The sequence below is a fragment of the Dactylosporangium sp. CS-047395 genome (genome assembly GCF_050942185.1).
Classification (GTDB): Bacteria; Actinomycetota; Actinomycetes; order Mycobacteriales; family Micromonosporaceae; genus Dactylosporangium.
This window is the reverse complement of sequence record NZ_CP192015.1, coordinates 6,645,248-6,664,583: the sequence shown is the minus strand read 5'-3', so window position 1 is coordinate 6,664,583 and position 19,336 is coordinate 6,645,248. Positions and strand designations below refer to the sequence as shown.

Here is a 19,336-nt window from a genome sequence, read left to right as displayed (position 1 = left end):
GTTCCACCATGCGTGAAGAAGTGTGCCTGGTTCTGGGTGGCAACGGTTTCATCGGCAGCCACGTCGTGGACAAGCTCGCCGCCACCGGGCAGGTCCGGGTGCGGGTGCTCGACCTGTTCGCGCGGCCCGCGCAGTTCGCCGCCTCGCCGATGGTCGAGGAGGTCCAGGGCGACGCGTTCGACCCGGGCGACCTGACCAAGGCACTGTCCGGTGTGGACTGGGTCGTCGTCACGCTGCCGGCGGCCGGGCCGTTCGCGGCCGACGCGGACCCGTACGCCGACATCGACAACCTGCGCCGCACGATCGAGGTGCTCGAGTGCTGCGCGGTCGCCGGTGCGCGCAAGCTCGCGTTCATCTCCTCCAGCGGCGCGGTGTACGGCCTGCTCGCCGAGCACCGCGCGATGTCCGAGGCCGACGCGCCGCAGCCGCTGTCGCCGTACGGCATCTGCAAGCTCGCCACCGAGCACTATCTGGAGTTCTTCCGGCGCAAATACGGACAGTCCTATGTGGTGTACCGGCTGTCCAACCCGTACGGCCCGCGCCAGCCGGTCCGGCGCGGGCAGGGCGTCGTCGCCGCCTTCGTGCGCAGCTACCTCAACGACGAGGGGATCGCCATCCAGGGCGACGGCACCGCGTCCCGCGACTACATCTACGTGGAGGACGCGGCCGCGATGATCGCGATGACGCTGCGGCGGGAGCATCGGCACGCGGTGTACAACATCGGCAGCGGCGAGCAGACCAGCCTCAACGACATCGTCGCGCTGCTCGAACGGCTGCTGGACCGCAAGGTCCGGGCCACCTACTCCGACGCGCCGCGCAGCGTCCTGCAGCGCACGTCCATCACCGTGCAGCGCTTTCACGACGAGTTCGGGGAGCCGGCCATCACCGGGTTCGCCGAGGGGCTGCGCAAGACCATCGAGAGCTTCGTCCATTGGGGTCACCGGTGAAGACCATCACCTACATCTTTCCCGTCTACAACAACGCCCCGAGCCTGCGCCCGCTGTACGACGAGATGTGCGCGATGACCGCGCAGGTCGCCGGCCGGTACGGGCACCGGTTCCTGTTCGTGAACGACGGCAGCCGCGACGATTCCGGCGCGGTGCTGGCCAAGCTCGCCGCCGACGACCCGGAACACGTGCGCGTGCTGTCCCTCTCGCGCAACTTCGGCCACCAGGCGGCGGTGAGCGCGGGCATGGCCCGGGCCGAGGGCGACGCCGTCGTCATCATGGACGCCGACCTGCAGGACCCGCCGGACGTCTGCCTGGAGCTGATCGCCCGCTGGGAGGAGGGCTTCCAGGTGGTGTACGCCCAGCGCCGCTCCCGCCGCGACAGCCTGTTCAAGCGGGTGACGGCGGTGGCGTTCTACCGCCTGCTGGGCCGGATGTCCACGGTGGACATTCCCCGCGACACGGGCGACTTCCGGCTCGTCGACCGGGTGGTGCTGGACGTGGTCAACGGGATGCGGGAGCACCACCGGTTCCTGCGCGGCATGTACGGCTACGCGGGCTTCCGGCACGCGCCGGTGGCGTTCGACCGGCGGGCGCGGGTGCACGGGCATTCGGAGTACACGCTGCGGCGGTTGTTCGGGTTGGCCCGGGACGGCATCTTCGGGTTCTCGGACCTGCCGCTCAAGGTGGCCACCCCGCTGGGACTCGTCGCGACCTCGCTCGCGCTGCTGTTCGGGTTCGCGGCGGTGGTGCTGGCGGTGCTGCCCTCGACGTCGGCGCCGGCCTGGCTGGGCATCATGACGGGGGTGTTGCTGGTGGGCGGCGTGCAACTGCTCATCCTGGGCATCATCGGGGAGTACCTCGCGCGCATCCACGACGAGGTGCGCGGCCGGCCGGCGTACATCGTCGCCGCGGACAGTGAGCGCGCATGAGCACCGCGGTCGTGATCGGGGCGAGCATGGGTGGGCTGCTCGCCGCGCGGGCGTTGCACGAGCACTTCGAGCGGGTGGTCATCGTCGAACGGGACCGGCTGCCCGATTCGCCGTCGAGCCGCCGGTGCGTGCCGCAGGGACGGCAGCTGCACGTGCTGCTCGCGCGGGGGCGGGAGATCCTCGAGGAGCTGTTCCCGGGGCTGACCGCCGAGCTGGCGGGGGAGGGCGCGCCGATCGTCGACCTGCACGGCGAGGTGCACTGGTACAACGACGGTTTCCTGATGCGGCGCGCTCCCTCGGACCTGCTCGCGGTGGGGGTGAGCCGGCCGCTGCTCGAACACACCGTGCGCGGGCGGGTCGCGGCCCTGCCCGGGGTCTCGCTGGTGGCCGAGAGCGATGTGACCGCGCTGGTCACCGACGCGGCGCGGACCACGGTGACCGGGGTGGTGGTGACGCCGCTGGACGGGGCCGGGCCGGCGTACCGGATCGCGGCCGGCCTGGTCGTCGACGCCGGCGGGCGGGCCTCGCGCAGTCCGCACTGGCTGCGCGAGCTCGGCTATGCGGCGGCGCCGGAGGACGTCGTGCGGGTCGACCTCACCTATGTGACGCGCCTGTACGAGCACGTGCCCGAGCACCTCGACGGCATGTCGGGCGTGCTGGCCAACGCGGTGCCGGGCAACCCGCGGGCGGCGATCGCGGCGGCGGTGGAGGGCGGCCGGGTGGCGGTGGCGCTCAACGGGATGCTCGGGCTGCAGCCGCCGACCGACGACGCGGGCATGGCCGAGTTCGCGGACGCGCTTCCGGCGCCGCACTTCGCCCGCATCATCCGCTCGGCGCGGCCGGTCGGGCCGCCGTTCCTGATGCGCTATCCGGGCAGTGTCCGCCGCCGGTACGAGCGGCTGCGCCGGTTCCCGGCCGGCTTCCTGGTCTTCGGGGACGCGCTGTGCAGCTTCAACCCCATCTACGGGCAGGGCATGACGGTCGCCGCGCTGGAGGCCCGGCTGCTCGCGTCGAATCCCCGGATGCCGGCGCGGCGCTTCTTCCGCGCGGCCGCGCGGATCGTCGACGGCCCGTGGTCGATCGCGGTCGGCACCGACCTGCGCTTTGCGGAGGTGAGCGGTCCGCGCAGTGCGCGGGTGCGGTTCGTGAACTGGTTCGTGCACCGGCTGCACGCGGCGGCCACGCGCGACGAGACGCTGGGCGCGGCGTTCATCCGCGTGCTCAACCTCGTCCGCCCGCCCACCTCACTGCTCGCCCCGACCATCGTGCGCCGCGTGCTCGGGGCGCGGCCGCTCAGAACGGAATCAGTCCCCGCCGAATCTGCCAGTGCCGCCCGGACCGCAGGTGGTCGATGATCGCCCGCTGCAGCACGGTGTCCCGCGGGAGCCTGTCGAGCGGCGTGCTCAGCGTCCGGAACACGAACCGCAGCACCTCGACGTCCGCGTCCTGGCCCTCCGGCTCCTCGTACGGCTCCAACTCGAACCGGCGCTGGAACCGCACGATGTTCGAGTCGTCCGGCAGGTATTCCAGCAGCTGCGGATCGAGCAGCCACGAGCCGCAGGCGAACGTCGTGTAAGGCTCGTCCGGGAAGTGCCGCGGGAAGAACGCGCGCGCCGCGTCGAGCGAGGCGTCGATCGCGGCCGGGGTCAGCGGTCCCGACTCCTGGATGTGCAGGCCGATCGCCGAGCCGCCGCGCTGGTGCTGCAGCCGGCCCAGCTCGTATATGCCGCCGCGCGCGTGCAGGGTCAGCCAGGCCTGCATGACCGGCCAGCCCTCGCGGTGCATCCGCCGGTCGACGGCCAGGTTGCGGCCCATGTCCGCGAGCGTCGTCCACGACACGTCCTCGGGCACGCCGTGGGCCCGGTGGTACTCCAGCACGACATCGACCATCGCCAGGTACGCGTACACGTACAGATGCCGCCACGCCGGGCCCCGGTCCCGCGGCAGCGCCGGCCCCGGCGGCAGCCAGCCGTGCCCGCCGAGATCGGCCCGGACCAGGGCGGTCGAGCGGTCGAGCAGCCAGCGCAGCTCGGGCGTCCACAGCGGCGACCCGGCGTCGGGCCAGCCCTCCATGATCTCGGCGGCGTCGTCGGGCCGGACCGCGATCCGCTCCAGCAGCGCGGGCGCGTCCTGCTTCGCGGGCACCGGCGCCGACGGCCCGTCCCCGGCGAGGCGCCGCACGCGCTCGACCTCCTCGACGGGAACCCCGAGCCGCGCCGCGATGTCGTTGGGATCCGGGTTGTTGAGCTCCACACGGACGACTGTAACGGTCGCCTCGTCAGTGCCCGAAGGTCCGCAGCATGTTGAGCAGGCCGGGGCCGAGGATGATCACGAACATCGCCGGGAAGATGCACAACAACACGGGCAAAAGGATCTTCACCGGTACCTTCTGCGCCTGCTCCTCCGCCCGCTGCCGGCGCTTCAGGCGGGTCTCGCGGGAGTGTTCGCGCAGCACATCGGCGATCGGGATGCCCAGCTCACCGGACTGCACGAGTGCGGTCAGGAACGTGCGCAGCTCCTTGACGGTCGTCCGCGCGGCCAGTGCGCGCAGCGCGGTCGCCCGCGCGCTGCCGATGCGCATCTCCTGCAGGGTCCTGGTCAGTTCGGCCGCGATCGGCCCGGTCGTGTACGTGGCGACCTGCGCCATCGCCGCGTCCAGGCCCAGCCCCGCCTCGACCCCGATGACCAGTGCGTCGAGCGCGTCGGGCAGGTGCTTGAGCAGCTCCTGCTGGCGCTTCTGGGCCGCGTTGAGCAGCAGCAGGTCGACGAGCAGCGCCCCCGCGAGCGCGCCGAGCGGCACGCCCCCGAGCAGCCCGCGCAGGCCGAACCAGGCGCTGCCGAAGAACAGCCCGAGGGCGGCGCCGGCGCACAGCCCGAGCCCGCGCGAGCGGATCAGCCTGGTCAGCGGCCAGCCGGGCGGGCTGCCGGCGTAGCCGAGCCAGCGCTGGAGCCGTACCGCGGCACGACGACCGGTGATCGCCGGACCGATCGCGCCGAGCGGCCCGTCGGCCAGCCGCCCCAGCATCGATCCCGCCGCGGCCTCGTCGCGGGGCTGCCCGGCGGCCACGGCGGCGGTCCGCGTGAACGGCGTCAGCGCCGCCATCACCCGCTCCCGGGCCGTCGGCGGCAGCCCGATCGCCACCACGAACAGCGCGCCGGACGCGGCGAGCGCGACGAGTGCGAGCAGGGCCGGCACGTCAGACGTCGATCCTGATCACCGCGCGCAGCCACAGCGCGCCGGCCGCGAGCGACACGGCCGAGTAGACGAGCATGACGATCCCGAGCGGCTCGGTGTACAGCGGGCGCACGTAGTCCGTGCGGAACACGAGCAGCCACGCCCCGACGACGATGGGCAACGCGAACAGGATCATCGCGGACAGCCGTCCTTCGGCGGACAGCGTCATCACGTGCCGCTGCAACTGCGCCCGCTCGCGCATCGTGTCCGTGGTCGTCTGCAACACGTCGGACAGGTTCCCGCCGACCTCGCGCTGGATGCGAATGGCCATGACGAGCCAGATGACGTCGTGGTTCCCGGTCCGGTCGGCCAGCCGCTCCAGCGCGTCCTCGAGATTCCCGCCGAGCCGCGTCTCGTTCAACGCCCGCCGCAGCTCGTCGGCGACGACCCCGGACCCCTCGTTGGCCGCGGCGGCGATCGCGTGCTGCAGCGTGAACCCGGACCGCAGCGAACTGACCGCGAGCCGCAACGTCTCGGGCAGATCCTCGGCGAATGCCGCCTTGCGCCGGGCGACCCGCACGCGCAGGAGCACGCCGGGCGCCAGGGCGCCGGTGAGCAGTGCGAGCGCGACCGCGACGTACCACGGCGAAACGAAGACCAGGACCACGAGCACGGCCGCGGTCAGCACCAGCCGCGCGGACACCCACTGCCACTCGGTCCACGGCAGCGCCGCCCGCTCCAGCCGCGCCCTGGTCCGCGCGCGCCAGCCCTGATTCGGGTTCGCGGTGGCCGCCCGCCGCAGCGCCGCCGCGAGCTCCCCGGCCCGGCTGCGCCCGTTGCGCTGACCCCCGAATCGCCGCAGCTCGTAGAGGCGGCGCTGCATCGCGGTCCGGAACATGTGCGGCAGCACCGCACAGGCGCCGAGGAAGATCGCCGCGCCGAGCGCCGCCAGCGCGATCCGCAGCATCATCGGCGGGCCTCCCCGAACGTCGCCGCCGGGACGGTGACCCCGTGCGCGGCGAGCACGTCGAGCACGCGCGGGCGGATGCCGGTCGGGGCGAGCGTGCCGTTGACGCGCCCGCCGGCGTCGCGGCCGCGCGGGTCGAACAGGAACAGGTCCTGCAGGCTGATGATCTCGGCCTCCATGCCCGTGATCTCGCTGATGTGGGTGACCCGGCGGCTGCCGTCGCGCAGCCGGTTGACCTGGATGACCAGATGGACGGCCGACGCGGTCTGCTCGCGGATCGCGCGCAGCGGCAGGTCCATGCCGGCCATCATCACCATCGTCTCCAGCCGGGCGAGCGCGTCGCGCGGGGAGTTCGCGTGCAGCGTGGTGAGCGAACCGTCATGCCCGGTGTTCATCGCCTGCAACATGTCCAGCGCGGCGCCGTCGCGGACCTCGCCGACCACGATGCGGTCCGGACGCATGCGCAGTGCGTTGCGCACCAGGTCGCGCGTGCTGATCGCGCCCCGGTTCTCGAAGTTCGGCGGCCGCGACTCCAGCCGCACCACGTGCTCCTGGCGCAGCTGCAGCTCGGCCGCGTCCTCCACGGTGACGATCCGCTCGTCGCCGGGCACGAATCCGGACAGCACGTTGAGCATCGTGGTCTTGCCCGATCCGGTGCCGCCGCTGACCACGATGTTCGCTCGCCCGCGCACGCAGGCTTCCAGGAACTCGGCCGTACGCCCGGTCAGCGTCCCGAACCGCACGAGGTCCCGCACGCTGAGCGGCTGCACGGCGAACTTGCGGATCGTGAGCGAGGACCCGTCCAGGGCGATCGGCGGTACCACCGCGTTGACCCGGCTCCCGTCGGGCAGCCGGGCGTCGACCATCGGGCTCGCCTCGTCGACCCGCCGCCCGACCCGCGAGCAGATCCGGTCGATGATCCGCCGCAGGTGCGCCTCGTCGTCGAACTCGACGTCCGCCGGCAGCAGCCGCCCGGCCCGTTCGACGAACACCGACCGCGGCCCGTTCACCATGATCTCGCTGATGCTCGGGTCGCGCAGCAGCGCCTCGATCGGCCCGTGCCCGAGGATCTCGTCGGTGACCTCCTGCACGATCCTGGCCCGGTCCGCCCCGGCGAGCGGCGTCTCCTCCCGCGCGAGCAGATCGCTGAGCGTCTGCCGCACGCGCTGTTCGAGGTCCTCGGTGGCGTCGGTCTGCCCGCCGTACAACGTCGGACCGAGAATTTCGGCGAGCGCCCGCTGCAGCCGCGGCCGCACCTCGGCCACCGGATCGACGGCCGTGTGGGCGCCGAACCGGTGCCGCTCCACCGGTGGTGGCGGTGGCGTCTCGCCGGCGGGCGGCTCCGCGGCCGGTGCGGCGGACGGCCACGTGCCGGTGCCGGTGCTCGTCTTCTGCGCGATCCGGTCGGAGAGCGTCACGACGGCCTCCGGAACGGCATGCTGAACACCGAGCGGCGCGGCCGGTCCGGTTCGCGGTCGATGCCGGCGCAGCGGTCGGCCAGCCCGCGCACCGCACGGCTCACCGGGTGGGTCGGCGCCTCCAGGATCAGCGGCGTGCCGCGGTTGACCGAGGTCGGCACGTCCCGCGACGACGGCATGTGCGTCGACAGCGGCGCCCCCACCGCCTCCTCGACGTCCTCGATGCTCAGACCGACCTGCGAGTCCGCGCGGTTGAACAGAATCAGGCGCTGCTCGGGCGGGTAGTTGAGCAGGTCGAACATCTCCACCGTGAGCCGGACGCTCTTGAGCGTGGGCAGGTCCGGAGTGACGACCAGGATGTACCAGTCCGAGCGGTCGAGCGCCGCGAGCACCTGTTCGGTCACGGCCGAGGACGTGTCGATGACGATGAAGTCGTAGAGCGGCCGCGCGGTGGTGAGCAGCTCGGTCACCAGGTCCCGGCTCACCTGGTCGGCCGCGGCCGGGTTGCCCGGGGCGAGCAGGGTGTCGCAGCCGGGCAGGTAGTGCGTGATGAGCGAGCGCAACCCGGGCTCGTCCAGCCGCCCCGCCATCGGCACCGCGTCGGCGATCCCGCGCGCCGGGGCCAGCTTGAGCATGATGGCCACGTCGCCGAACTGCAGGTCCAGGTCGATGAGCAGCACCCGGTGGCTGCCGCCGGCGGCCAGCGCGACGGCGAGGTTGGTCGCCACGACGCTCTTGCCGCAGCCGCCCTTGCCCGCGAAGACGGTGATCACCTTCGCGCTGCTGTTGGCCGGTCGGACCGGGCGCACGTTGTTCTGCATCGCCTTGCCCACGTCCGTCGCCCGCAGGCAGGCGGCGCGGATCTCGGCCACGTCGTCGCGCACGACATCGCGCACGCCCGCGCGCAATGCGCCCTGCAACAGGGCGTTCGTGACCCGGGTGCGCACGAGCACGACGCTCAGCTCGGGTCGCTGCACGCGCTGGTACGCCGCGAACGCCAGCGCCTCGTCGAGGTCGATGGTCGCCGTGAGCACGACCAGGATCGTGTCCGGGTTCGCGGTGAGGTACCGCTGCAGCTCGTCCATGTCCACGGCGGTCGCGTAGCCGGCCTTGCGCAGCTCGTCCGCGTACGCGGCGCGCTTGGCGGGATCGGGTTCGACAACGATGCGCACGGCCGTCACCCGTACATGTGGTCGGTGTCGGCGCCGGCTCCGGGCGTGACCGTGGTGCGCGGACTGAGCAGCGCGGCGTACAACGTGCCGGTCCCGGTCGCGAGGACCAGCCGCTGCGCGTCCTCCTGCCGCACCGAGAGGGTCAGCAGGATCGTCTGGTCGGCCGAGTTGAGGTCGAGGCCGCGGCTGGTGCTGCCGCCGGTGCTCTCCGGCCGCACGCCGACCGCGAGCACCCGCACCCGTTCGAGCAGCACCCGGGTCCACTCGCCGCTGGGCGCCGGGGATTCGCCGCCGCCGCCGCCCGCGCCGATGTCGGAGAAGAACACGGTCACGTCGGCGCCGGCGGTGACGTAGTTCGCGACCGCGCCCTCCAGCTTGACCGGGACGCTCATGGCGAGCATGCCGTCGGGCACCGTGAGCCCGCCGCTGACCGTGCTCGCCCGGTCGAACATCCCGCGCAGGAGCAACTGCCCGCGTTCGATGGGCGCGGTGAGCACCAACGGCGCCAGGTTCTCGTCGATCGATTGCAGGGCATTCTCCGGTACCGTCGCCGCCGGCATCACCACCAGCTCGATGTCCCCGTCGTCGCGCAACCGCGCGGCCGTCGTCCCGGCCGGCACCCGCTTCGCCGCGACGTACACCCGCACCGGCTCCCGCCCGGCCACCGCACGCGCGTCGGCGCCCCGCACGTACGCGGCCATGAGCACGATGCTCACACAGGCCAGCGCGAATGCGGCCAGCGCGAGCAGCAGCCGTCGTCGCATGGATTCCTCTCGCTTCTGTTCAGCCGGTCCGGGCGATCGCCTCGACGCCGAAGTCGGCGGTAACCGTGGCCGGCAGCGCCTTGGCGTTGACGGGGATCAGCCCCTTGGTGAAGTACCCGTAGACGCAGTCCGTGAGGACGCAACGCAACAGTGGTGGAATGGTTGCCGACTGCTGAGCCGGGTAGCCGGTGAGCAGGTAGCCGGTGACCACGAACGCCGCGAATCCGACGACCTGGTACGAGCTGCTCAGCAGGGCGGCCTGGTAGACGGGGATCAGCACCGGCGTGCGCTTCGCGATGGCCGCCGACATCGCGTTGACGCAGGCGGCGCTGTTGCTCGCCCGGACCACGCTCTTGCCGATCGCCACGTCGTTGCGCAGGCAACCGCTGGTCGGGGTGAACCAGGCGAAGCCGCCCTCGCCGAGGACGCTGCAGGCGCCGGACAGGACGCTGTACGCCCGGATCGTCGTGTCGGGGCCGGTCCCGGTGGACGGCACGCCCTTCGCCGGAGCGACGGCGCCGGTGGTGGTGTCGACGTGCGCGACGGTGGGCGTGACCGGCTGGTACGGGGTGCCGCCGTTGACGATGCTGCCGAAGCTGCACGAGTCGATGCCGAACGCCATGACCGCCGGGGCCTGAGCGGCCGGGCTCCACTCGACCCGCGAGCAGGTGGCGGGGGAGGCGGGCTTGGCCTTGATCGCACCGGTGAAGGAGGTCGGGGCGGTGGTCGCACCGGTGGAGCCGAGCGTCGTGGTCGTCACGCGCACGAAACTGCGCGCCGTCGGGTCCGTGCCCATGCAGGAGCGCAGGTTGCTCGTCGAGCGCGCGGTCATCGCGCCGCACGTCGACGGGGCCGGGGCATAGGAGCCGCACACCTGCAGGCCGGATTTGTTGTCGCGGGCGTTGGCGTTGGCGAGTGCGGTACCGGCCGCGAGTTTCTGCGCGTCCGTGCAGCCGCTGTTGGCGATGCAGTACTGCGCGGCCGCCCAGGACGCCGCGTCTGCGCCGCCGGTGAGCTGTTCGCGCTCGTCGTACGCCGCGCCCACGTCGACGACCAGCGCCGCCGCGCCCAGCAGGACGCCGGCCGAGAGCAGCATCGCGAAGATCGTGACCACGGCGCCCCGGTCGTCGTTCAGCCGACGCATGTCATGACCCCGCGCGCCGTCATCACGTTCCAGCTCAGCGTCTTGCCGAGCGGCGTGATCGGTTTGAAGGTGGCGGTGAGGTTGACGGTCGCCGACGGTGGCGTCGGCGCGGCGCCGGTCGGGCAGGGCGTCACCGAGACCGTGGGGACGAACCGGTTGTTCACCACGTTGGTGACCTGCTGGCTCGCGTTCGCGCCGACCGCCTCGGCGCGGGCACCTTCGCGGGCCGCCTCGGTCAGGATGAGCCGCTGGTTGTACGCCCGGCCGAAGTCGATGATGCCGAAGATGATCATCAGCAGGACCGGCAGCACGATGGCCAGCTCGACGGCGGCCGCGCCCCGATCGCCGTGGGGTCCGGGGAAAATGCCGACGCCGCCCCAGCGACCGGACCCGTGGTCCGGCCGGCCGGAGCGGCGCGGCGTCGTCATCTCGATGCGGCCCGGGTGTCAGATCCCCGTCGTGACGTCGGTGAACACGCCCTTCAGCTTCGTGCCGAGGGTCGTGACCACCCCGACGATGACGAGCGCGATCAGGGCGACCAGCAGGCCGTACTCGACGGCGGTGGCTCCCTTCTCGCGGTCACCGCGGGCGCGAACTGCGGCCATACGGGCGGCCAGTCGCATGCACCACTCGTTGAACATCCTTGCTCCTCTCGACGCCGAAACCCCGTCCGTGGCCGGTCGCACAGAGTATCGGCACGACTACCCGTAGTATTAGAAGTGTGCTGGGGCATCGTAGTGAGCCGGCCGAGCGCGTCGGGGAGCTCCTGCGGGAGGCGCGCCGGGCCCTCGGCCTCAGCCTGGCCGTCATCACGCGCATGGACGGCACGACCCAGCACATCGAGCTGGTCGAGCCGCGGCTGCCGGTCCTGCTGCGCGACAACCGTCTGGCCTTCCCGCAGGAGAAGACCATCTGCCAGGCGATCCTGGACGGCCGGCTGCCCGCGGTCATCCCCGACATGCGCGCCCTCCCCGCGGCGATGGCCATGCCCGCGGTCCGCAAGCTGCGCGTCCGCGCCTTCGTCTCGGTCCCGATCCGCCTCTCCGACGGCACGTTCTACGGCACCCTCTGCGCGGCCGGGTTCCGCCCCGTCGCCCGCCTCGGGGCCGAGGAGGAACACCTGATGCACGAGCTCGCCGACGCCACCGCCGCCATCATCGAGCCCGGCGCCCACGAGCGCCTGGCCGACGAGGCGATCCGCGCGCGCATCGACGCCGCGACCGGCGCCGGCGCCCGCCTCCTGCTCGACCCGGTCGTCCACCTGGAGAGCCGCCGCCGCGTCGGCGCGTACGCGGCCGCCCTGGACACCGACCGCCCCGAGCCCCTGGAGCCGCTGCTCGTCTCGGCCCGCGGCCTGGGCGAACAGCACCGCCTGGAGCTGCACACCCTGCGCAAGGTGGCCGAGACCCTGCCCCGCACCTCCGGCTACGTCGCCGTCCCGGTGGGCGCGGCAACGTTGCTGCACCGGCCGTACGCCCGGATGCTCGCCGACCTCCCGCTGGGCCGGATCGTCCTCGAATGCTCGGCCGACGACCCCGCCGACGACCCCGACAAACTCGCCGACGTCCTCGAACCCCTGCGCGCGGCCGGCCTGCGCGTCACCATCGGCGACGCCGAGCTGCGCTACCTGCACCCCGAGCTGGTCAAACTCCCGTCCCCGGCCGCGGCCACCCAGGACGTCCTCGTCGAACCGGGCCCGGTCCGCCCCCGCCTGGTCGCCGCCGGCGTGGACACCGAGGCCGACGCCGCCGCCCTGCCGGCCCTGGGCGTCCAGCGCGGCCAGGGCCGCCTCTTCGGCCCACCCGTCCCGGCCGACCTCCTGCGCGACCTGTACTGACCGATCGCCGCCACCCGCTAGCGTTCGAAGACGAGCAGGGAGTTCGTCTCGTACTGCGGCCCGTCCTCCATCGTGGGCAGCGCCGTCTCGATCGCGGCGAACCCGGCCGCGGTCGCCGAGGCGTCCATCAGCTCGAACGCCGACACCGCGCGCATCCGCAGCTTCGCCACGTCCTCGGCGAGGCTGCCCGACCGCGCCCAGCGGACCGACTCGCGCGCGGCCAGACTGAATCCGGCGTCGGTGAAGTCGTGGCACACCTCGTCGAACGTGCCGAACTGCGCGCGATCCACCTCGCGCCAGGCCGGCACGACGCGGAACCACCACACGTCCGGCATCAGGTCGGCGAAGTTGGCCTGCACGAACAGCCGCCCGCCCGGCCGCAGCACCCGCAACAGTTCGCGGGCAGCAGCGGCGTGGTCGCGCACGTGGTGCCACACGAAGAACACCAGTGCCGCGTCGACCGAGGCGTCCGGCAGCGGGATCCGCTCCCCGGACCCGTCCAGGTACGTCACGGCGTCGTGCGCCACGGCCTGCTCCCGCATCCGCGCGGACGGCTCGACCCCGTACACCGGGCCGCCGAACGCCTCCGCCAGTCCCGGCGTCATCCGGCCCGTCCCCGAACCGAGGTCGAGCCACACCAGCGGCCGCGTCGTGGGCAGATGACCAGCGAACGTGTCCATCCAGGTCCGTTGCGCGGCGGGAGCCATCTGCCGCCCGGCCGCGTACACCGCGTGCAGGCGGGCGTCGTAGTCGACCTTCTCCATGCCGGCCAGACTAGCTACCCTCGACGATCATGAGTTTGCTCTGGGAGCAGCACTGCTGCCTGCCGCTGCACAACCACGCCGAGATCGGCGAGCTGGCCCGGTACCAGCGACCGGGCGGCAGCTACGTCTCCGTCAACGTCGGGTTCGCGCCGCACGGCTACGAGCTCGTCCGCGGCCTGATCGATCACTGGACCCCGAAGATTCTCGCCGACGAGCGGCTGACGACCGCGCGCACCGTCGCGGACGTCGACGCGGCTGCGGCCGGCGACCGGGTCGCGGTGGCGTTCGACCTCGAAGACTCCGGGCCGCTCGACGGGCGGCTCGAACGCGTCCAGGAGTTCTACGACCTCGGGGTGCGCACGATGCTGCCGACGTACAACAACCGCAACGCCGCCGGCTGTGGCTGTCTCGACGCGGTCGACGACGGGCTCAGTGACTACGGGCGGGCCCTGGTGCGGGAGATGAACGCGGTCGGGATGGTCGTCGACGGGTCGCACTGCAGCATCCGCACCGGGCTGGACCTGTGCGCGGTGTCCGAGCAGCCGGTCATCTACAGCCACTCCTGCATGCGCTCGGTCTGGGACCACCCGCGCAACATCACCGACGAGCAGGCCAGGGAGTGCGCGGCGACCGGCGGGGTCGTCGGGATCACCGGGGTCGGGATCTTCCTCGGCGAGAACGACGCCTCCCTCGACGCGCTCGTGCGGCACGTCGACCACGCCGTGGAGCTGGTCGGGCCCGAGCACGTGGGGCTGTCCACCGACTACTCGTTCGACCTCGCGGACCTGCAGGACGAGATGCGCAAGAGCCCGGAGCTGTTCCCCGAGGTGTACACCCCGCTGGGGTCCGGTCGAGTTCGTGCCGCCGGAGGGGCTGCTCGCCGTGGACGGCGCGTTGCGCGAGCGCGGGTATCCGCAGTACGCGATCGACGCGATCCTGGGCGGCAACTTCCGGAGGGTCGCCGCAGCCGTCTGGAAATGACCACCCCCGAAGTCACACTCCGCTTGCGCTTGGGGACCGCTCGCAGCTCGTAGCATTCGGTTCGTTCCTGAAACATTCCGCCGGCACGCCGTCACGCTGCCCGGCGATGGCCTCGTGCGCCCGTCGCGCCGCACAGCCGACCGAACCGGAGCTCCTATGGCTTTGCTCAGACTGTCCGCCACCGCATTCGTGTGTGCCGTCCTCGTGCTCACATCTGCCCAATCCGCAAGCGCCGAACCAAAGAAGCGGGCGCCCGCCAAGGAAGATCACGAGCACGCGCTCGTCCTGGGTGATCCGGCGCCGCCCAAGGCGAAGGCGGTCAAGCCGCCCGCGCCGCTGCCCAAGGCCTCCGGCTCGGTGCAGCTCAAGCGGGACCTGACCGTCCGGCCCAAGGTCGCCAAGCCCAGCGCGAACGCGAAGTCCGCCGAGGGGAGCGCGTCGACGCTGGCGGCCCCGTCGACCCAGGCGGCGGCCACGCCGGCCAAGGTCGGGCTGCGCGCGCTCGTCGTCGCCGTGGACAACACCGACTGGGGTGTGGACACCTGGCGGGCGACGCTGGACCGGGTCGGCGCCGCCTACGACGTGCTGTACACCAAGGACCAGCCGCTCACGGCCGCGAACCTGGTGCGCACCGACGGCGCCGGGAAGTACAACGCGATCCTGCTCACCAGCAGCATGCTGCTCTACGACGCCGGCGGCGGCGCGTACGTCAGCGGCCTGGACGGCACCGAGTGGAACACGCTGTGGGCGTACGAGCGCGACTACGCCGTGCGGCAGGCCGCGCTGTACACCAGCTACGGCACGTTCCCCGAGAACTACTGCCTGAACCCGTCCAGCGAGGGGGCCGTCGGTGACGCGATCCTGCCGGCCTCGCTGACCGCGAACGGCGCCGGCGTCTTCGACTCGCTCAAGTCGACCGCCAAGGTCCCGATTTTGCAGTCCTATGTGTACCGCACCCGCGTCGCCGCCGGCTGCGCGGCCGATCCGGTGCTGGTGAACGGGGCCGACGTCCTCGGCGTGCGCACGACCTCGACCGACGGCCGGGAGCGGCTCGCGCTGACCTTCACGTCGAACCAGTACCTGCTGCAGTCGCAGCTGCTGACGTACAACATGTTCCGCTGGGCCAGCCGCGGCCTGTTCCTGGGCGAGCAGCGGCACTTCCTCGACGTCGACGTCGACGACTGGTTCAACAGCGCCGACCACTACTACCCGGACGGGCACGTCGAGTCCGACCCGGGCTACTCGATGTCCGGCCACGACGCCTACAACGTGTCCCAGCGCCAGACCGCCCTGCGCAGCACGTACCCGCTGGCCTCGGGCCTGACCATGACGATGGCGTTCAACGGCGGCGACGCGAACCTCAACGCCGGCTCCACCTGCAGCCCGAACGGCAACGTCAGCACGCTGACCGCCACGACCCGCTGCCTGTCCACGAAGTTCCGCTGGGTCAACCACACGCTGACCCACCCGGAGCTGAACTTCACCGACTACACCACGAGCTACAACGAGATCGCCGGCAACCGTACCGTCGCCACCCGCCTCGGCCTGTCCCAGCCCAACACCGTGCTGAAGACCGGCGAGTACTCGGGCCTCGGCGTGTACAACCCGAACCCGGACGACGACGTCGACCCGCCGACCGATCACGGCCTGATGGCGTCGAACCCGAACCTGCTGGCGGCGGCGAAGGCGCTCGGCGTGCAGTACCTGCACGGCAACATGTCCTTCCCGAGTCACGTGCCGGCCTGCTTCAACTGCAACACGGTGCACCCGATGGAGCCCGCGATCTCGGTGGTGCCGGACTGGCCGACGAACATCGCCTACCACACCACGACGCCGGCCGAGGAGACCGCGTTCTACAACAGCTTCTACGGCCCCGGCGGGAAGTTCCCGTTCTGGCCCACGAACCTGACGTACGCCCAGGTGCTCGACGCCGAGGCGAACGTGGCCCTGACGCATCTCGCGACCGGATCGGTGTACACGCACACCTTCCACATCGCGAACCTGCGCGACTACGGCTCGGGCAAGACGCTGCTGACCGACTGGCTGGACGCGGTGCTGGCCAAGTACAGCTCGTACTACACCGTGCCCGTGCTGAGCCCGGACTGGCCGACGCTGGCGGCGTACACGACCGCGCGCAACGCCCACTTCGCGGCCCTGCGCTCCGGCGCCGACGCCGTCTACGACCCGGCCGCGAAGACCATCACGGTCAGCGCACCGGCCGCCGCCGCACTGACGGTCAGCGGGGCCCGGGGCACCGGCGCCACGACGTACGGGCCCGAGGTCTCGACGAAGCTCAACCTGACCGCCGCCACGGCGGTGACCGTCCCCGCGAGCCCGCGCTCGTGAGGGTGGCCCTGGTGTCGGAGGGCACCTACCCGTACGCGCTCGGCGGGGTCAGCGTCTGGTGCGACCAGCTGGTGCAGGGTATGAGCGAGCACCGCTGGGAGGCGGTCGCGCTCACGGTCGACGGCACCGAGCAGGTCCAGTGGAAGCTGCCGGCCAACCTGGAACGGGTGGTGTCCATTCCACTGTGGAGCGAGGGGCGGCGTCAGCGGCGCGCCCCTCGCCCCGGCCCGATGTTCCGGGCGGCGCTCGACGCGTTTCTCACCGCGCTCGTGGCGCCGCCCGACCCGGACCCGCGGCGGGCCACCGTGCAGCGCAGCCGGTTCCTGCTCGCGCTGCGCGGGCTGTGGGAGTACGCGGCCGAGGGCGGCGATCTGGCCCGCGCGCTGAGCGCCAACGCGGCGCTCGGCGCGCTCCAGGAGCGCTGGGGCGAGGCGGCCGACGCGTACGGGGCCGGGCACCCGGCGCTCGCCGGCCGCCCGCACCGGCTCACGCTCGCCGACGCCGCCCACGCGGCCAACCTGATCGGGCACATGCTGCGCCCGCTCGCCGTGCCGCCGGTCCGCGCCGACGTGGTGCACTGCGCCATGAACGGGCTGCCGACGCTCGTCGCGATGGCCGCCAAGTGGGCCCACGAGACCCCGATGCTCATCTCCGAGCACGGCGTCTACCTGCGGGAGCGGTACCTCGAACAGGCGGCCGGCCGGCTGCCGCACGCGGTCGCGGTGCTGCTGCTGGGCTTCCACCGCGGCCTCGCCGGCGCGGCGTACCACTTCGCCGACGCCCTCGCGCCGCACTCGGAGTACAACGGGCGCTGGCAACGGCGGCTCGGGGCCGACCCGGACCGCATGTGGACGATGTACAACGGCATCTCGCCCGAGCGCTTCCCGAGCGCGAAGACCGAGCCCGACGAGCCGACGATCGTCTACGTCGGACGGATCGACCCGCTCAAGGACCTGCACACGCTCATCCGGGCATTCGCGGTCGTCCGGCGGCGGGTCCCCGGCGCGCGGCTGCGCATCTACGGTGCGGCGATCGACCTGCAGTACCGTGACAGCTGCCTGGCGCTTATCGACACGCTCGGTCTCAAGGGCTGCGCACGGCTGGAGGGCAGCGCCCCCGACGCGGTGGCGGCCTATCACAGCGGCAGCGTCGTGGCGCTCACCAGCATCTCCGAGGGTTTCCCGTACTCCGTGATCGAGGCCATGGCCTGCGGCCGGACCATGGTCTGCACCAACGTCGGGGGTGTGGCGGAGGCCGTCGGCGACGCCGGTTTCGTGGTGCCCGCCCGCGACCACGAGGCCGTGGCCGAGGCCTGCATCACGCTGCTGCGCGACCCGGAGCTGCGCCGCCGCCTGGCCGCGCAGTCCCGCCAGCGCGTCCTCGACCGGTTTACGCTGGCCCAGTCCCTGGACGCCTACCGCGGCCTGTACGACCGGCTCGTGCAACCCGCGCTCGCCGGCCGGACGTTCGCCGGGGCGCTGCGGTGAGCGGGGCGCTCGCGGCCCGCGGCTGGGCCGACGAGGACACCGTCGCGCTCCCGGTGCAGCCGGCCCCGGGCACCGACCCGCTCGCCGCGCTCGTCGCCGAGGTCCAGGCCCGCAACGGGTCACGGTTCGTCGACGGGCTGCAGCTGGCCGCGCTGCTCGAATCGGCCGGGGTGACCGACCGGGCGGCCCGGGACCGCTACGGCTACTACAACGCGTTCGAGCTCGCCGACGCGGTGCGGACCCGGCTCGCCGAGGACGCCGGTGCCGAGGAGCCGTCGGCGCACCGTCCGGCCCGGGCCGGCGGGGTCCGCGAGATCCTGCACGGCGGGCTGTACCTGCTGCCCAGCGCGCTGTTCCCGGCCGTGCTCGCCGCGTCGCCCCGCCCGCCGGTCCTCGCGATCGTCGCCGCCGGCCTGCTCGGCTGGGTGTGGGCGGGCGCCATGACGTGGCTCGCGCACCAGCACGTCAACGCCGGTGACGAGCCCGCCGCCGGCCGGTTGCTGGCCCGCGCGTCGCTCGCCGGGGTCGCCGTGGCCGCCGCGCTCGGCGCCGCGCTGGCCGCGACCGGCGCCGGGACGATCGCGGCCGCGCTGGTCCCGGCCGTCGCCGCCTACCAGCTGGCCGCGACCGTCCTGCTGTTCTACCGCGACGAGGGCTGGCTGGTGACCCTGATGTCCCCGGCCGTCGTCGCGGGCGGCGGGTACCTGCTGGCCGGCCGGTGGTCCCCGGTCGCCGCCATCCTGCCCGCGCTGGCCTGCGTCGCGATCACGTTCGGGGTCGCGGTCAGCCGGGCCCGGCGGGTTCCCGGGACCGGGTCGGAGCGCGGCCTGCGCGCCGCGATGGCCGGCCGCTGGGGCACGTTCGTCCTCGTCGTGTGCTCCACCGCGCTGCTCGCCGCGCTGGTGCTGCTGTCCCAGGCGCCGTACCTCACCGGCCGCCTCGACGTCCTCGTCGCCACCCTGCCCCTGGCGGTGTCGATGGGCTTCGTCGAGTGGCGCGCCCGCCGCTTCGGCGAGCGGGCCCGGGACCTGCTGCACGGGCCCTGGAACCCGGGCCGGCTGCGGCTGCGGCTGTGGCGGTTCCTGGCCACCGACGTGTTCGCCTGCGCGCTCGTCGCGGCCGGGGCGGCGGTCGTCGCGCTCGCGCTGCTGCGCCGGGCCGGCCAGCTCACCCCGGCGGCCGAGGCGATGGCCGCCGCGAGCGTCGTGCTGGCCGGGGCCTGCCTGCTCGTCTTCGTCCTCGCCGCCCACGGCGGCCACGGGCGGCTCTGCGTCGCGCTCGCCATCGCGCTCGCGGCCCACGCCGCCGTGCCCTTCCTCGGCAGCACCGTGCTGCTGCTCGGGGTCCTGGCGCTGGTCCTCGCCCCGTCGGTGGGCCGCGTCCGGCAGTACCGCTGAACACC

At 72.8% G+C, this 19,336-nt stretch carries 18 protein-coding genes; 8 read left to right on the top strand and 10 right to left on the bottom strand.

The features are described 5' to 3' along the window. Window positions 1-8: 8 nt before the first annotated feature. Genes ACQP00_RS31425 through ACQP00_RS31415 form a run of 3 tightly spaced genes read left to right on the top strand, consistent with a single transcriptional unit; the run spans window position 9 to window position 3,234 of the window. Window positions 9-947 (top strand): NAD-dependent epimerase/dehydratase family protein, encoded by a 939-nt coding sequence (locus tag ACQP00_RS31425; protein ID WP_433201930.1) that lies wholly within the window; start codon window positions 9-11, stop codon window positions 945-947. Next, window positions 944-1,879 (top strand): glycosyltransferase family 2 protein, encoded by a 936-nt coding sequence (locus tag ACQP00_RS31420; protein ID WP_433201927.1) that lies wholly within the window; start codon window positions 944-946, stop codon window positions 1,877-1,879. The genes ACQP00_RS31425 and ACQP00_RS31420 overlap by 4 nt, the downstream gene beginning before the upstream one ends. After that, on the top strand, window positions 1,876-3,234 hold the full coding sequence (locus tag ACQP00_RS31415) for an FAD-dependent oxidoreductase (protein WP_433201924.1): 1,359 nt from the start codon (window positions 1,876-1,878) through the stop codon (window positions 3,232-3,234). The genes ACQP00_RS31420 and ACQP00_RS31415 overlap by 4 nt, the downstream gene beginning before the upstream one ends. On the opposite strand, the gene ACQP00_RS31410 is transcribed toward ACQP00_RS31415, so the two are convergent. The 9 genes from ACQP00_RS31410 to ACQP00_RS31370 are packed head-to-tail and all read right to left on the bottom strand — an operon-like array spanning window position 3,173 to window position 11,160. Next, window positions 3,173-4,132 carry an acyltransferase domain-containing protein gene (locus tag ACQP00_RS31410; protein WP_433201921.1) on the bottom strand — a complete coding sequence of 320 codons (960 nt, stop codon included), beginning with the start codon at window positions 4,130-4,132 and terminating at the stop codon, window positions 3,173-3,175. The genes ACQP00_RS31415 and ACQP00_RS31410 overlap by 62 nt on opposite strands. A 25-nt stretch (window positions 4,133-4,157) precedes the next feature. After that, a complete protein-coding gene (locus ACQP00_RS31405) occupies window positions 4,158-5,075 on the bottom strand; it encodes a type II secretion system F family protein (protein ID WP_433201918.1) in 918 nt (305 codons plus the stop codon). 1 nt (window position 5,076) lies between these two features. Beyond that, window positions 5,077-6,024: a type II secretion system F family protein gene (locus tag ACQP00_RS31400; RefSeq protein ID WP_433201915.1), complete on the bottom strand. Its 948-nt coding sequence runs from the start codon at window positions 6,022-6,024 to the stop codon at window positions 5,077-5,079. Then, complete coding sequence (locus tag ACQP00_RS31395; RefSeq protein WP_433201912.1) at window positions 6,021-7,439, bottom strand: CpaF family protein; 1,419 nt, start codon at window positions 7,437-7,439, stop codon at window positions 6,021-6,023. The genes ACQP00_RS31400 and ACQP00_RS31395 overlap by 4 nt, the downstream gene beginning before the upstream one ends. Then, window positions 7,436-8,611 carry an AAA family ATPase gene (locus tag ACQP00_RS31390; RefSeq protein ID WP_433201909.1) on the bottom strand — a complete coding sequence of 392 codons (1,176 nt, stop codon included), beginning with the start codon at window positions 8,609-8,611 and terminating at the stop codon, window positions 7,436-7,438. The genes ACQP00_RS31395 and ACQP00_RS31390 overlap by 4 nt, the downstream gene beginning before the upstream one ends. A 5-nt stretch (window positions 8,612-8,616) precedes the next feature. Continuing rightward, window positions 8,617-9,375, bottom strand: coding sequence for a Flp pilus assembly protein CpaB (gene cpaB / locus ACQP00_RS31385; protein WP_433201906.1), 759 nt, complete (start codon window positions 9,373-9,375; stop codon window positions 8,617-8,619). 19 nt (window positions 9,376-9,394) lie between these two features. Further along, window positions 9,395-10,519 (bottom strand): pilus assembly protein TadG-related protein, encoded by a 1,125-nt coding sequence (locus tag ACQP00_RS31380; RefSeq protein ID WP_433201903.1) that lies wholly within the window; start codon window positions 10,517-10,519, stop codon window positions 9,395-9,397. Further along, window positions 10,507-10,947, bottom strand: a complete 441-nt coding sequence (locus ACQP00_RS31375) for a TadE family protein (RefSeq protein WP_433201900.1) — start codon at window positions 10,945-10,947, stop codon at window positions 10,507-10,509. The genes ACQP00_RS31380 and ACQP00_RS31375 overlap by 13 nt, the downstream gene beginning before the upstream one ends. An 18-nt stretch (window positions 10,948-10,965) precedes the next feature. Continuing rightward, window positions 10,966-11,160: a Flp family type IVb pilin gene (locus tag ACQP00_RS31370; protein ID WP_433201897.1), complete on the bottom strand. Its 195-nt coding sequence runs from the start codon at window positions 11,158-11,160 to the stop codon at window positions 10,966-10,968. Between the two features lie 80 nt (window positions 11,161-11,240). Here ACQP00_RS31370 and ACQP00_RS31365 point away from each other — a divergent pair, with 80 nt between their 5' ends. Beyond that, the gene (locus tag ACQP00_RS31365) at window positions 11,241-12,356 is read left to right on the top strand and encodes a GAF domain-containing protein (RefSeq protein ID WP_433201895.1); all 1,116 of its coding nucleotides are present in this window, start codon (window positions 11,241-11,243) and stop codon (window positions 12,354-12,356) included. Window positions 12,357-12,373: 17 nt separating this feature from the next. On the opposite strand, the gene ACQP00_RS31360 is transcribed toward ACQP00_RS31365, so the two are convergent. Next, entirely contained in the window at window positions 12,374-13,120 is a 747-nt protein-coding gene (locus ACQP00_RS31360; RefSeq protein ID WP_433201892.1) for a class I SAM-dependent methyltransferase, read from the bottom strand. 29 nt (window positions 13,121-13,149) lie between these two features. Here ACQP00_RS31360 and ACQP00_RS31355 point away from each other — a divergent pair, with 29 nt between their 5' ends. The 4 genes from ACQP00_RS31355 to ACQP00_RS31340 all read left to right on the top strand — a co-directional run bounded on the left by ACQP00_RS31355 (window position 13,150) and on the right by ACQP00_RS31340 (window position 19,331). Continuing rightward, entirely contained in the window at window positions 13,150-14,154 is a 1,005-nt protein-coding gene (locus tag ACQP00_RS31355) for a dipeptidase (protein WP_433201889.1), read from the top strand. A 103-nt stretch (window positions 14,155-14,257) separates the two neighbouring features. Beyond that, window positions 14,258-16,447 (top strand): hypothetical protein, encoded by a 2,190-nt coding sequence (locus ACQP00_RS31350; RefSeq protein ID WP_433201886.1) that lies wholly within the window; start codon window positions 14,258-14,260, stop codon window positions 16,445-16,447. 11 nt (window positions 16,448-16,458) lie between these two features. Then, window positions 16,459-17,934 (top strand): GT4 family glycosyltransferase PelF, encoded by a 1,476-nt coding sequence (gene pelF, locus ACQP00_RS31345; protein ID WP_433201883.1) that lies wholly within the window; start codon window positions 16,459-16,461, stop codon window positions 17,932-17,934. Next, on the top strand, window positions 17,931-19,331 hold the full coding sequence (locus ACQP00_RS31340; protein ID WP_433201880.1) for a hypothetical protein: 1,401 nt from the start codon (window positions 17,931-17,933) through the stop codon (window positions 19,329-19,331). The genes pelF and ACQP00_RS31340 overlap by 4 nt, the downstream gene beginning before the upstream one ends. Window positions 19,332-19,336 lie beyond the last annotated feature (5 nt).